Below are 13,158 nucleotides of genomic sequence, written 5' to 3' on the forward strand. Positions count from 1 at the left end.
CCCCCTGGGAGTCGAAGGAGCTTCATACGCTGTCCGATCTGAAGTCGATCGCCCTCAAGCAGACCGAAGAAGATCTGAGACTCGCAGAGGAAAAGTCGATCTTGTACGCGCGCACGCTGAAAGAAAACGAGTCGCGGTATTTGCAGCTCATGGAATACTCGGCCGTCGCCTTCGTCACGTTGACCGAAGGCCGAATCGTGTTCGCCAACCTCGAGGCCGCCCGCCTGCTGCATGCCTCCGAAGCGTCGGATCTGATCGGCCGCGAACTCGCGGACTGGATAGACCCGTCTTCCGAGGCCGAACTGGCTCACATGCTGGGACGCATCGGAGCGGCCGCGACGCAGCTCCGGTCCTGTCGACTGCGGATGAAGGCCGCCTCGGACGCGCCGGTCGAGCTCGAAATGACGCTCGCCCATGTGTTTTACGGCGGCAAACCGTCGATCATGGCGATCGCCCGCGAAGCTTCGGGGGGATGCCGGCGAGGAAAATCTGTTCACGGAAGTGACGCGGGAGTTGTCCCGGTACATTCATACGGACAGCTTGACCGAGCTTCCGAACCGACGCTGCTTTGACGAAAATCTGGATAAAGATTGGCTGAAAAGCGCGGAAGTCGGCAAAGCGATGGCGATCATCATGCTGGACCTCGATAATTTCCGGTCGTACAACGCCATGTTCGGGTACCAAGGCGCAGACAATTGCCTCCGCTGGGTCGCCGAATCGCTTAGCGCGGTCGGGAATATGCGAAATGCGGTCGTCTCCCGTTACGGCGGCGCTTCGTTCGTGCTGACGCTGTCGGAGGATCGGACGCCGGAAGGCCGGGCTCGCGTCGACATGCTGGCCGATCAGCTCCGGCAGACGGTCATCTCGCTGCAGATTCCGCATCCGCAGCCGGGCATCGGCGAATATTTGACGGCAAGCGTAGGCGTCGCCGTCGAGGCCGACGTGCGCGAAGGGACGCCGTCGGACCTGGTTGCCCGTGCGGAGAAGGCGCTCGCGATCGCCAAAGCGGAAGGAAAAAACCGCGTCTCGGTCTTGTAAAATCGAGCGCCCTAAGCGGTGAACGCCGGAATGGCAAGCGTGTTTATCGTTCAAGGCGCAAAGCCCGACCTGCTGATCTTCAGCTCGTCTTCCCGATAATACGCGGCGAGCCGTTCGTACACGGTTCGCCACGCATCCGGCGAATGCCACTCGGTCGCGCCAAGCTTCGCGTACAGCGGTTCGAGACCCAATCTTTTCGTTCGGCGCCCGCCGCTGCCGTCCCCCATCTCGAAGTCGTCTATGACGATACGGTCCGCCACCGGCCGCAGCAAAGCCGGCAAGCGCTCGCTGCTTGGCAGCACGGGCGCGACCGCCGCCTGGACGGGCACGCCGGCTTCCTTAAGGCGGGCGAGCGCTTTGATCCTGGCGGCGATCGGCGGCGCTGCGGGAGCGAACGCCCGCCGCACCTCTTCAAGGTCGGTCTCGACCGTCATGCTCACCCGGACGCGACCGCCCAGCCGCCGCAGCAGGTCGATGTCTCGCGTTACGAGCGGACTGCGCGTCTGTACGAGCAGGAAGTCCGGCGGCGTTTCCGCCATCGCTTCGAGCAGCGAACGCGTGACGCGTTCGCGGTACTCCGCAGGCTGGTACGGATCCGTGCTGGAAGACATGAAGATGCGGACGGGTCCTTTGGTTGACGCTCGGGCCAGCTCCTTTTGCAGCAATTCGGCCGCGCCTTGTTTGACGTCCACCCACGCGCCCCACGCTTCCTCGCGGAACGCCGCGACGGGCATGCTCCGCACGTAGCAATAGGAGCAGCCAAAAGCGCAGCCGCCATACGGATTCAGCGTATGCGTATAATCTTCAAGAAAGCCCAACGCCCTGTTCAGCAGCGATTTGGGCTTTTTTGTTTTTGTATTGCACTTTTGGCCGATCGCCCATCGTTGTCGTCACCTCGCTGGAATGGATGTAAAGGCAGTGGTTCGGTCTGAACAGACGCATCGGGCATCGCCGGGCTTGCGATACGCGCATTTGGGCGCTATCTCGCCGCTTGCGGCCGGCATATCCACATTGTATAAGAGCAAGTTTACAAAATTCGTTCCCCCCCGAATTTAAGTTACAATGGCAACGGAGGATGATAACCATGCCATTCGAACCGACGGTAACCCTTGCCGTTCCGGAGGATTACAGCTTTTCGGCCAATCTCGGCTATCTGGCGCGCTCGCCAAAAGAGTGCCTTCATCGCATCCAGGGCGACCGCCTGTACAAGGCGCTTCCGCTGCCGGACGCGCCGGTCGTCGAGATCGGCGCCGCTCCCGGCGGCGGGCTGCTTGTCGCCTTTGCGGGCGATCGCGGCTTGCCGAGCGGCGACGTCCGTCAAGATGCGGCCGCCTATATCCGCGAGTGGCTCGATCTGGACACGGATCTCGCGCCATTCTACCGGCTTGCCGCCGAAGATCCGGTCTTGGCTGCCGCGGCTTCCACGCACAGAGGCTTGCGCCTGGTCGGCATTCCCGATCTGTTCGAAGCGATGGCCTGGGGCATCCTCGGACAGCAGATCAACCTGGCGTTCGCCTACACGTTGAAGGCACGCCTGGTGGAAGCGTATGGCGCTCAGGTCTCCGGCGCCGGCAATGTTTATTGGACGTTTCCCCAGCCCCAAGTCGTCGCCGGCCTGGAGGTCAAAGACCTGCTTCCGCTCAAGCTCACGGTCAAAAAGTGCGAGTATCTCATTCATGTCGCGGAGCTGATCGCGGCCGGCGCGGTGTCCAAAGGGATGCTCCAGGAAATGGGATGCCGCGAGGCGGAAAAAACGCTTGTCCGCATTCGCGGCATCGGGCCGTGGACCGCGAATTACGTCATGATGCGCTGCCTGCGGATGAAGGAAGCCTTTCCGATCGACGACGTCGGCCTGCATCATGCGCTGCGACATGTCATGCGCCGCGACGCCAAGCCGACCCGCGAGGAAATCTTGCGGCTGTCGACCGGCTGGGGCGGTTGGGAGTCGTACGCGACGTTTTATTTGTGGCGACTGCTCTATTGATGGAAACGCTGCAAGAGTCAATAAGCCGGCGGCGGCGCCAGGTCAGACCCGCACGCCTCGCTCGAGCTCAAGCAGCCGGGTCTTCATCTCAAGGCCGCCGCGATAGCCGGTCATGGCCCCGCTCTTGCCCACGACGCGATGGCAGGGTACGCATACGAGCACCGGATTGGCGCCGATCGCCGCCCCGACCGCGCGCATCGCGGAAGGCCTGTCTACCAAGGCCGCGATCTCGCTGTAGGAACGCGTTTCCCCGTAGGGGATACCGAGCAGCGCCTGCCATACGGCCTGCTGAAAGGCGGTGCCCTTCATATCGACGGGCGCTTCGAACGTACGCCGCGCTCCGTCCAGATATTCCGTTAATTCGCGCGCGTACGGCGCCAGCGCGGCGTCGTCCCGGACGAGCGCCGCTCCCGGCATCCGGGCGCTTACCCAGGCTTCAAGCTGCTCGAAGGGCATATCCGGCGAGCCGATGTAGCAGAGCCCCCGTTCCGTCGCCGCGACGTGAAGCCGCCACGTCCCGTGCTCGATTCGCGACCAGCGGACAACTTGTCCCTTTTGCGCAATCGTCATTCCGATACCTCCCCGTAAGCCGGCCTGCGTCCCAGCCTTCTGAACTCGCTGGGCGTCGTGCCGGTTCTCTGCTTGAATACGGTAATAAAATAGGGCATGCTGCCAAAACCCACCGCATCGGCGATCTCGGCCATCGGCATGCCCGTCGTCTCGAGCAGCTCGATCGCCCGCGCGATGCGCGTCCGCTGTACATATTCGACCGGCGTGACGCCCGCGATTCGCTTGAAAATACGATGCAGGTGATAAGGGCTTCCCCGATACAACTCGGCGAGGCGGTCCAGCGTGATCGGCTCGTAGTAACAGCGGTCGATGAAATCCGTCATCTGACCGACCCATTCCGCGTCCGGCAGCTTCCGGTCGGTCGGCCTGCACCGCTTGCAGGGACGGTAACCCGCCTCCAGCGCCGGCTCCGAATCCGCGAAAATCCGCACATTCTCGCGCTTCGGCGCCCGGGATTTGCACGAAGGACGGCAAAAGATGCCCGTCGTCATGACCGCGTACCGGAACGAATCGTTGTAAGCCGCATCGTTGCCGACAATCGCCGTCCATTGCTCCTCGTTGGGCGCGTCTCCCGCGTATGCCGTTCGATTGTTCGTTCTGACGCCCATCCGCATCACCTCCCCTCAAGTATACCCGCAATCCCGAACGTCCGTAAGGTTTTCGGATTACAAGCGCAAGATCCCGAAATCTTACCCGGACACTGGCACAGAAAGATCCGATTGACTCCGATGCCTGCCGGTGGCATAATGTACGCGTGTACATTGTTGAACCTCTGCATCGCTTCAGACAGTAGAATCGACGCGATCGCGCCGGGAAAGGAGTCGAAACGCATGGCTACGCGCAGGGAAGTCGCCGAATTGGCCGGCGTCTCCGAGGCGACGGTATCCCGCGTAATGAACGGCGTAGGACCGATCAAGGAAGAGACGCGGCGCAAGGTTGCCGCCGCCGCCGCCGAGCTCGGCTACCAATTGAACGCCCTCGCCTCCGGCTTCGCCAAAGGAAGAAGCGGCAACATCGGGGTCGTTCTGCCGCACGTGCCGAAGGTCAGGCTGTTTTCCACGTATTATTTTTCCGAGATTTTGAGCGGCATCGGGGACGCGCTGCATCTGGCCGGATACGGTCTGCTGCTGCTTTACCGCAATCCGCAAACGCAGTACGATTACGTGTCGCTTTATCGGACGCGCAGAGTAGACGCATGCCTGATTCTCGGCGCGAGCGCGCTGCCCGAGGAGCGGTCCTCCGTCTTCGCCCTCGCCGACGAAGGATTGCCCTGCTGCGTCGTGGACCAGCGCTATGCGCGGGCGGGACTGCCTTGCGTGGGCGCCGATCATCGGGCAGGCGCTTATGCGGCGACGCGGTACATGCTGAACGCCGGCCATCGCCGAATCGGCTTTTTTGAACGGCTCGCCGCATTACTCCAACAGCGCGGACCGCTTCGAAGGCTACCGGCAAGCGCTCGACGAGTCCGGCCTTTTCCCCGATCCTGCGCTGCTGTTCGAAGGCAACTACAGCCGCAAGAGCGGACACGAAGCCGCCGGCGCGATCTTCGAACGGCTTGCGTCGTTGGACGGCCTCCTTTGCGCGAACGACCGAATGGCGATCGGCGCGATCCAGGGGCTGCGCGAACGCGGGGTTGAGGTGCCGCAGCGGCTGCCCGTCATCGGCTACGACAATTCCGACGCCTCCAGCCTGACCGATCCGCCGCTGACGACGGTCGAGGTGCCTTTTTTACGAAATGGGTCGGTTAGCCGCCGAAACGGTGCTGGCCATGCTCGCCGGAGAGAATACGAGTACGGACGACGTGCTGCTGCCCACGCAACTTATCATAAGGCGCTCCTGCTGATGGCGCGCGAACGAAAAGGACGGGATATTCATGACGAAAAAAGCGCTGATCGTATGGGGCGGCTGGGACGGCCATCAACCCAAGGAGGTCGCCGAGCTGTTGCGCGGCATACTCGCTGCCGAAGGATTCGACGTGGAGGTATCCGATACGCTCGAAGCGTTCGCGGACAAAGAGAAGCTGACAGGCCTCGATCTGATCGTGCCGGCTTGGACGATGGGCAAGATCGAGCAGGAATGGGTGAACAACATCTCCGCCGCGGTACAAGCAGGAACCGGGCTCGCGGGCTGCCACGGCGGCATGTGCGACGCATTCCGCGAGAACACGGACTGGCAGTTCATGACCGGCGGTCAATGGGTGGCGCATCCGGGCAACGACGGCACCGAATACGTCGTTAACGTCAAGCACAGCTCGAGTCCGCTCGTCGCGGGCATATCCGACTTTACCGTGAGTACCGAGCAGTATTATCTGCATGTCGATCCGGCCAACGAAGTGCTGGCGACGACCCGCTTCCCCGTCGCCCCTGGACCGCATTCGCCCAACAAGGCCGTCGACATGCCGGTCGTATGGACGAAGCGTTGGGGACGGGGCCGCGTGTATTACAACTCGCTGGGCCATCAGGCGGACATCGTCGCGCTTCCGCAAGTGTCCGAGCTGATGCGCAGAGGCTTCCTGTGGTGCGCGGACGGCAAGGCGGCAGACGATGGCGATTATACCGCGGAAGGCGCCTATACGGGCATGCAGGACAACCAGCTTTAATTTTGTAAAAATGATCGGGAGGGGAACGGTACGGTGGGGAACAAAGTAAAGGTCGGCATTATCGGTACGGGCAACATTAGCGGCATCTACCTGCAGAACGGCGGTCGCTTCGGCGCGATGGAGATCGTCGCCTGCGCGGATCTTGACGTCGCCAGAGCCAAGGCCAAGGCGGAAGAGCACGGCATCCGCGGACTGTCCGTCGAGGAGCTGCTGGCAGACCCGGAGATTCAAATGGTCATCAACCTGACGATCCCGCAAGCGCATGCGGCCGTCTGCCTGCAGGCGCTTCAAGCCGGCAAGCATGTGTACGTGGAGAAGCCCTTCGCGGTCAAACGCGAGGAAGCCCGCGAAGTCATCCAGCTCGCCCGCGAAAAAGGACTGCTCGTCGGCAGCGCGCCGGATACGTTCCTGGGCGGCGGCATCCAGACTTGCGTCAAGCTGATCGAGGACGGCTGGATCGGCACGCCGATCGGCGCGACCGCGTTCATGGTCTGCGGCGGGCATGAGAGCTGGCATCCAGATCCCGCGTTTTACTACAAGACGGGCGGCGGGCCGATGTTCGACATGGGGCCGTACTACCTGACCGCGCTCGTGGCGCTGCTCGGACCGATCGCCGCCGTGACTGGCGCGGCGCGCATCTCGTATCCCGAGCGGACGATCACGAGCAAGCCGAAGAAAGGCCAGAAGATCGAAGTCGAGGTACCGACCCACGTCGCGGGCATCATGGAATTCGCGGCCGGTCCGATCGGCACCATCCTGACGAGCTTCGACGCCCCCGGCGGGGCGCTGCTGCCCTTCATCGAGATCTACGGCAGCGGCGGCACGCTGCAGGTCCCCGATCCGAACAACTTCGGCGGCCCGATCCGTATCCGCCGCGCCGGAGCCGGCGACTGGTCCGAGCTGCCGCTGACCCACGGCTATGCGGAGAATGCCCGCGGCCTCGGCGCAGCCGACATGGCGCAGGCGATTCTGACCGGCCGCCCGCACCGCGCGAACGGCGAGCTGGCCTATCACGTGCTCGAGGCGATGCACGGCTTCCATGACGCGGCGGAGCAAGGCGTACGCTACCGCATGCACAGCACGTGCGAGCGTCCGGAGCCGCTGCCGCTGGGCCTGCGCGAAGGCGAGCTCGACGCCTGACCAAGAACACGACCCCGATGCCTCCTTTGCGGAAGCTTCGGGGTCGTTTTTAGTTCGTAATCTGGATGAAGTCGACTTTGATCTTGCCGGCCGCCTTCATTTATCCTTCTCCGCTCTCGTGGGAAACAAGTAAAAACGTATCGGAGATTCAGAAAAGAAAAGCGCCGCCCGTTACTTCCCGTTCTTGTCGATCAGCGCCTGAACCTCGCCGAGCGCCTTGTCGATCGTTTTGTTGCCGAGCAGAATCTTGGGCAGCGCGTCCTGGAACAGCTTGATGCCCGCTTCGTCGCCCGGCGTATGCTCGACGATAAAGCCGTTCTCGGCCGCCTCCGCGTAGGCGCCCATAATCTTGTCGCCCTCGGGCGGCGTGTATCCCTTCGTGCTCGGCACGACGTCGCTGTCGGCCAGCTGCTGGAACGTCGTCTCCGATGTCAGGAACTTGGCCAGCTGGATCGCCGCTTCCTGATGCTTCGTCTTCGCCGATACCGCGACGATGTTCGAGGCGCCGCCGAGCGTGCGGCTCGGTTCGATGCCCTTCCAGGCCGGAAGCGCGTAAGCGCCGAGCTCGACGCCCTTCGGCATGTTTTCCTGCAAATATTGAACGAAATTTTCCGGCACGACCATGTACTGCGCCATCTTCTGCTGAACGAACAGCGCCTGCGTCTCGTCGATTCCGTTCGTCATGCCCGCCGGGTCGAAGGTGCCGTCGTCCCACAGCTGCTTCAGCTTCTGAACCGCTTCCACGAATCCCGGATCCGTCACCTTCGCCTTGCCCGTCAGGAAGTCGTCGGTCGTGACGTCTCTCGTCGACTGATCGAGCAGGAAGCGCAGCCACCAGTCTCCCCAACCGACTTTGTTGGCGTAGGACATTGGGATGAGGCCCGCTTCCTTGAGCTTTTTGTTGTTGGACTCGAACGCGTCCAATGTCTGCGGAGCCGTCAGTCCAAGCCCGTCGAACAGCGTCTTGTTGTAGACGACGACGACGCTGACCGCACCGAACGGAACGCCCCATACGTGATTCGCCGCATCGACTTCCGAGGTCAGACCTGAGTTCATATTGGTTACGAGCACGGGATTGATCGTATCCCCCCACTTGTCGGCCTTATCGTAGGCGGGCGTCTGGAACGCGTCCTTGAGGTCCAGTATGTCGTTCGTCTTGATCAGAGACTCGAACGTAACCCCTTGGGTGCCGAATACGTCCGGCAGCTCGTTGGACGCGGTCAGCGTCTTGATTTTGTTGTTGTAGGCATCGCCTGCGGCCACATATTCGTAATCGACCTTAATGCCGGGATTCTCGTCCTCGAATTTCTTGAGCAGCTCCGGCTTCAAGTAAGACCACCAGGAAATGAATTTTAACGTTACGTCCTCTTCGGCCGCCGCGCTCCCGCTTGCCTTCCCGCTCGGCGCGGCTCCGGACGCGGCGGCGTCCTCGCCGTTCTTGCCGCTTCCGCAGCCCGTCAGCGCGCCCGTCATTCCCAAGAGCAGCGAGAGCGCGAGCAGCGTTCCCCTCTTCTTCATGCAATCTCCTCCATAGGTCGTTTGAACACGAGCCTATCGTAGCATCGCCCCCGGCGGCTGAGAACTCGACAGCCTTCGGAATGATTGCTCTTTTTTCGGATAACTCGCCCGCTTCCCGACATCTTCCCGTCTCCGTCAAATCTTGCGTATCCCTCTCCAGCTCTCCCGGTATTCAAGCGGCGTGCAGCCGACCTTGCTCTTGAACACCTTCGTGAAATGCGCCGGCGTCGCGTATCCGACCTTCTCGCAGATTTCGAACGAAGGCTTGTTCGTCTCGCGCAGCAGCTTCTTCGCCCTGTCCATCCGCACCTGGATGACGTAATCGACGAACTTCACGCCCATATGCTGCTTGAACTGCTCGCTCAGATAAGTGGGGTACAGACCGACGACGTCCGCCACTTCGGCAAGCGTCAGATCGCTTTGATAGTGCTCGTGAATATAGTTGACGGCATCGGTAATAAAGGTCGGCTTGATCTGCCGGGCATGCTCCCGAACAAGGCTCGACAACGCCGCAAGCTTGTGCCGCACTTCGCGCTCGAGCATGCGCCATGTCGGACAACGCCGCAGTTCTTCCAGCAGCTTGCCCAGGTCGGCAGTTCCCGGTTCGCCCGTCCGTACGACGCCCTTGGCTTCCAGCATGCTTTCCACGCGAAGAAAAAGCCGGAGCACGATATCCAATAGAACCTCGGGATGAATGCCCGCTTCGTACAGATCGTCCATGAAGACGCCAAGCTCCTTCTCCAGTGTCTCGGCATCGCCCAGCATCGTGGCCGTTACGACCTTGTGGAAAGCGTCCGGCTGCACGTTCCACTGGCGCTGAAGGCGCTGCGAAGCTTCATAGTCGATCACCCGGCCCGTACCGATCGTCAGCCGCGCCCGCAGCGCGGCCTGAACCTCGAGCAGCAGCTTCGGCATGTCGGAAAACCTCTCCGCCCCCGAGCTGACGCCGATCGTGACCGGATATTGGACGTGCGAGGATAAAATCGCGAGCAATTGCTTAAGCGCATCCATCATCTCGCTCTCCCGCTCTCCTTCTCCCGTCGGCACGAAAAACAGCAGCACGACGAAGTCGTCTTGCCCTTGCCAGGCGGTACCTCGAACGAGTTCTTGCTGAAAGAGCGCTTCTTCCGCCATTTTGCGGACAAAATACTGGAACAGCATCCGATCCGCCTGCCGGAAGCGGCCGTCGGCCTTCTCGTCGATCGCCACGCCGGCTGCGAAAAAGCGGAACGCCCCTTCCGCAATGCCGAAGCCGTTCTCCAGGAATGCGCGAGCCTCGGGCGCGACGCCCGGATTGTGATGGAACAAGGCGTTCAGCAGATGATCCTGATGAATGGACGCAATCATCGGAGACTCCCGCTTGCCTTCATTCGCGATGGCCGCCAGCTTTTTCTGCTGCCGGATCCGCTCCAGCACTTCTTGCAGCTCATTCTTGATGAGCGGCTTAAGCAAATAATCGACCGCTCCCTCGCGCATCGACCGCCTGACATAATCGAACTCGCCGTAGCCGCTCATGACGACCGTCTGAATATGCGGACAAAGCCGGGCCAGCTCGGCGATCAGATCCAGACCGTCTTTGCCGGGCATGCAAACGTCCGTAATCAGCACGTCGACGTCGGCGCCCTCCCGAAGGCAGTATGACAAAGCCTCTTCTCCGTCCGAACAGGACGCGACGATCTCGTCAGACGCCTCCATCTGCCGGATGATATAAGCCAGACCTTGTCGAATGAGCTTCTCATCGTCCGCGATTACGATCTTCATGCGGACTCGTCCCTCCCCCTCTCCGGGAACGATCAGCCTTACGACCGTTCCGATATGCGGCTGGCTGGAGAGCTCGATCCCGTATGGCTGGCCCCATTGCAGCCGAATTCGATTGTGCACGTTGACGAGGCCGACCGAGTCTCCCTCGCTCGCCCCGATTTGCAGCAACCGGTTCAATTCGTGCAGCCGTTCGTTCCCGATCCCGGCCCCGTCGTCGACGATCTCGATCGACGCGCCCTGATCCGCGGCGCAGACCCGGACGCGGATCGTCGCGCTCCGCGGCGCCTTCAAAGGCGCGAAGCCGTGCTTGAAGCAATTCTCGACGATCGTCTGAAGGGACAGCTTGGGAACCTGCGCGCCCTCCGCTCCCGCGGCGATCTCCCAGTAGACCCGCAGCGTGCCGTCGAACCTGATCTCCTGCAGGAGCAAGTATTGCTTGAGCAGCATGATCTCCGTCCGGATCGGAACGAGCGTCTCGAATTCGGTGGCTGCCCGGAACAGCACGCCAAGCGCGCGCGCCATCTCGGCCGCTTCCGAGGACCGCTGCATCTCGGCGACCATGCTGATCGCCTCGAGCGTGTTGTACAGGAAGTGCGGATTAATCTGCGCGTGCAGCGCCCTCAGCTCCGCTTCCTTGTGGGCCAGATCGGACAAGTAGACATGATCGATCAACGTTTGCAGCTGTCCGGACATCGAATTGAAGCCTTGCGCCAGCTCCGCCGCCTCGTCCTTGCCCCGTACCTTGACTCTCGTATGAAAAAAGCCTTTCTCCATTTTGCGCATCGCGTTGCGAACGGACCGGATCGGCCTCACGATGCCGAGCGCAAGCATATAGGCGACCAGGATGGAGAAGAGCACGCATAGCGCCCCGGCCGCGAGCATCCAGAAGCGTACCGCGCGAATATTTTCCGTCAACGCGCGATAAGGCAAGTAAGCGGCGAGCGACCACTCCGACTGCTGCGGGGGAGGCGTAGGTGACCAGCGTGCCGCCGTCTTCGAACGGAAGGTTCAGCGACCGGATCCGCGCGGGCGACAGCTCGAAGGCGTCGTTCTTCCAGCGCCCCGACTTGTCGTAGACCGGAAGCCGGCGATCCCACAGCGCGACGATATCCTGCTGCGGCAGCTGAGCGCCGGCAATCATCCCCTCGAGACCTTCCGTTCCGATGCTCAGCACGATAGCGCCGAGAAAGCGGTGAGACGGATCGTTCACTTTCCGGATCAGATAGATCGGTTCCTTGTCCGCCTCCTTCTCCACGATCCATTCTCTCCCGGAGGCAAGAAGACGTTCCTCCATCCCCTCTAGCCGAGAAATGGCGATACGTTCGTCCGACCGATGGCTGGCGAACAGCTCCCCGGAAGCCGTGTAGAGATAGACGGATTCCAGATCGCGCTTCTGGTTGAGCAAGTCGTTCAGGTAATGGTCGATTCGCTGCGCCTGCATGTAGGCTTCCATGGAACCCGACACGGTCTCCCCTGCCGCTCTCCGCTTCAAAATGCGAAGCAGATTGCGATCGTCGTCCAACTGCGTATCCTCCGTCATGACCGAAGCGGCAAGACGGACCAGGTCGGTAAAGTAAGCGTCGACCTCCGAATTCAGGAGCCGCACCGTCCGCTCGATCGAGACGGAAACTTCCTTTTCCATGCTTTGTTTAAACAGGTAATAGGCCACGGAAGAAACCAGCAGCGTAGGGAGAACGATTAACAGGATGTACGTGCCCAGCAGCCTCTTGACCAACGCTCTCCCTCCGGTCTGTCGCCTTTATCCTTTTACGGCGCCTTCGGACAATGCTTGTACGAAATACTTTTGCAGAACGACATATACGAGAATAACGACGATCGACGTAATGACCATGCCGGCGAATACCGGACCGAAGCCGTACACGTACTTTTTGGATGCCATCTGGGCCATGCCCACCGCGATCGTATACATCTTCGGATTCGTATTGGAGATGAACGCCCACATGTACTCCGACCACACGCCGATGAATTGCAGGATGCAGAGCGTAGCGACCGTCGGCATCGTGAGCGGCAGCAGAATCCGGCAGAACGTCCGCCATTCCCCGCACCCGTCGATCTTCGCCGATTCGCTAAGCTCGTTCGGCAGTCCCGCGAAGGCGGATTGCATCAACAGAACGCCCATCGGCACGATGGATGCGATGTAGGGGCCGATCATCCCGGCATACGTATTGAGAAGGCCCAGGTCCCGGTTGATAAAGAACACGGGAAGCAGCAGAACGGGGGAAGGAACGAACAGCACGAGCGCGAAGAGAACCTGAAGCGATCGCCGCCCCCCTGAACCGGATCTTGCCGAACGCATAGCCCGCCACGATGCACACGGACACCCCGCCGACCAGGCTCGCCAGCGTTACGAGCACCGTATTCGCGTAATACGTGGCGAAGTTCGCCTGCTTCCAGGCCGTTCCGTAATTTTCCCATATATACCGTCCGGGCAGTCCCCATTGGTTCCCGAAAAAATCGGCGTCCGTCTTCAGCGACTGCAGCACGACCCATAGAAGCGGATAGAGCGACGTTGCGGCGAAAAGAGCGA

12 protein-coding genes and 2 pseudogenes are annotated in these 13,158 nt (G+C 61.3%); 8 read left to right on the top strand and 6 right to left on the bottom strand.

The annotated features are described in order from the left end of the window. The first annotated feature begins 149 nt into the window (after positions 1-149). Both OMP40_RS02330 and OMP40_RS02335 read left to right on the top strand, forming a co-directional pair. Positions 150-572, top strand: coding sequence for a PAS domain-containing protein (locus tag OMP40_RS02330; protein WP_277529220.1), 423 nt, complete (start codon positions 150-152; stop codon positions 570-572). Continuing rightward, a complete protein-coding gene (locus OMP40_RS02335) occupies positions 502-1,038 on the top strand; it encodes a diguanylate cyclase domain-containing protein (protein WP_277528806.1) in 537 nt (178 codons plus the stop codon). Before OMP40_RS02330 ends, OMP40_RS02335 begins: the two co-directional genes overlap by 71 nt. A 50-nt stretch (positions 1,039-1,088) precedes the next feature. Here the strand turns inward: OMP40_RS02335 and OMP40_RS02340 are convergent, their stop codons facing one another. Beyond that, positions 1,089-1,856 (bottom strand): SPL family radical SAM protein, encoded by a 768-nt coding sequence (locus OMP40_RS02340; RefSeq protein WP_277528808.1) that lies wholly within the window; start codon positions 1,854-1,856, stop codon positions 1,089-1,091. 266 nt (positions 1,857-2,122) lie between these two features. Here OMP40_RS02340 and OMP40_RS02345 point away from each other — a divergent pair, with 266 nt between their 5' ends. After that, a complete protein-coding gene (locus tag OMP40_RS02345; RefSeq protein WP_277528810.1) occupies positions 2,123-3,022 on the top strand; it encodes a DNA-3-methyladenine glycosylase 2 in 900 nt (299 codons plus the stop codon). A gap of 42 nt (positions 3,023-3,064) precedes the next feature. Here the strand turns inward: OMP40_RS02345 and OMP40_RS02350 are convergent, their stop codons facing one another. Together OMP40_RS02350 and OMP40_RS02355 are read right to left on the bottom strand one after the other, a co-directional pair. Then, positions 3,065-3,592 carry a methylated-DNA--[protein]-cysteine S-methyltransferase gene (locus OMP40_RS02350; RefSeq protein ID WP_277528811.1) on the bottom strand — a complete coding sequence of 176 codons (528 nt, stop codon included), beginning with the start codon at positions 3,590-3,592 and terminating at the stop codon, positions 3,065-3,067. Beyond that, positions 3,589-4,200, bottom strand: a complete 612-nt coding sequence (locus tag OMP40_RS02355; RefSeq protein WP_277528813.1) for a bifunctional transcriptional activator/DNA repair enzyme AdaA — start codon at positions 4,198-4,200, stop codon at positions 3,589-3,591. Before OMP40_RS02355 ends, OMP40_RS02350 begins: the two co-directional genes overlap by 4 nt. 285 nt (positions 4,201-4,485) lie before the next feature. On the opposite strand from OMP40_RS02355, the pseudogene OMP40_RS02360 reads away from it, so the two are divergent. The 5 genes and pseudogenes from OMP40_RS02360 to OMP40_RS02380 all read left to right on the top strand — a co-directional run. Then, a pseudogene (locus OMP40_RS02360) lies at positions 4,486-4,929 on the top strand (LacI family DNA-binding transcriptional regulator); the annotation flags it as partial. A 58-nt stretch (positions 4,930-4,987) separates the two neighbouring features. Then, positions 4,988-5,263 (top strand): annotated as a pseudogene (locus OMP40_RS02365) (substrate-binding domain-containing protein); the annotation flags it as partial. A 97-nt stretch (positions 5,264-5,360) separates the two neighbouring features. Further along, complete coding sequence (locus OMP40_RS02370; protein WP_277529221.1) at positions 5,361-5,435, top strand: hypothetical protein; 75 nt, start codon at positions 5,361-5,363, stop codon at positions 5,433-5,435. Positions 5,436-5,465: 30 nt separating this feature from the next. Beyond that, positions 5,466-6,191: a ThuA domain-containing protein gene (locus OMP40_RS02375; RefSeq protein ID WP_277528815.1), complete on the top strand. Its 726-nt coding sequence runs from the start codon at positions 5,466-5,468 to the stop codon at positions 6,189-6,191. 33 nt (positions 6,192-6,224) lie between these two features. Continuing rightward, on the top strand, positions 6,225-7,331 hold the full coding sequence (locus tag OMP40_RS02380; RefSeq protein ID WP_277528817.1) for a Gfo/Idh/MocA family protein: 1,107 nt from the start codon (positions 6,225-6,227) through the stop codon (positions 7,329-7,331). A 171-nt stretch (positions 7,332-7,502) separates the two neighbouring features. On the opposite strand, the gene OMP40_RS02385 is transcribed toward OMP40_RS02380, so the two are convergent. The 3 genes from OMP40_RS02385 to OMP40_RS02395 form a co-directional block, all read right to left on the bottom strand. Then, positions 7,503-8,849, bottom strand: a complete 1,347-nt coding sequence (locus OMP40_RS02385; protein ID WP_277528819.1) for an ABC transporter substrate-binding protein — start codon at positions 8,847-8,849, stop codon at positions 7,503-7,505. 135 nt (positions 8,850-8,984) lie between these two features. Continuing rightward, on the bottom strand, positions 8,985-11,468 hold the full coding sequence (locus OMP40_RS02390; protein ID WP_277528821.1) for a histidine kinase: 2,484 nt from the start codon (positions 11,466-11,468) through the stop codon (positions 8,985-8,987). A gap of 901 nt (positions 11,469-12,369) precedes the next feature. Then, positions 12,370-12,927 (bottom strand): carbohydrate ABC transporter permease, encoded by a 558-nt coding sequence (locus OMP40_RS02395; protein WP_277528824.1) that lies wholly within the window; start codon positions 12,925-12,927, stop codon positions 12,370-12,372. Positions 12,928-13,158 lie beyond the last annotated feature (231 nt).

Origin of the sequence: Cohnella rhizosphaerae, assembly GCF_029525575.1 — a bacterium.
In the GTDB taxonomy this organism is placed as follows: domain Bacteria; phylum Bacillota; class Bacilli; order Paenibacillales; family Paenibacillaceae; genus Cohnella; species Cohnella rhizosphaerae.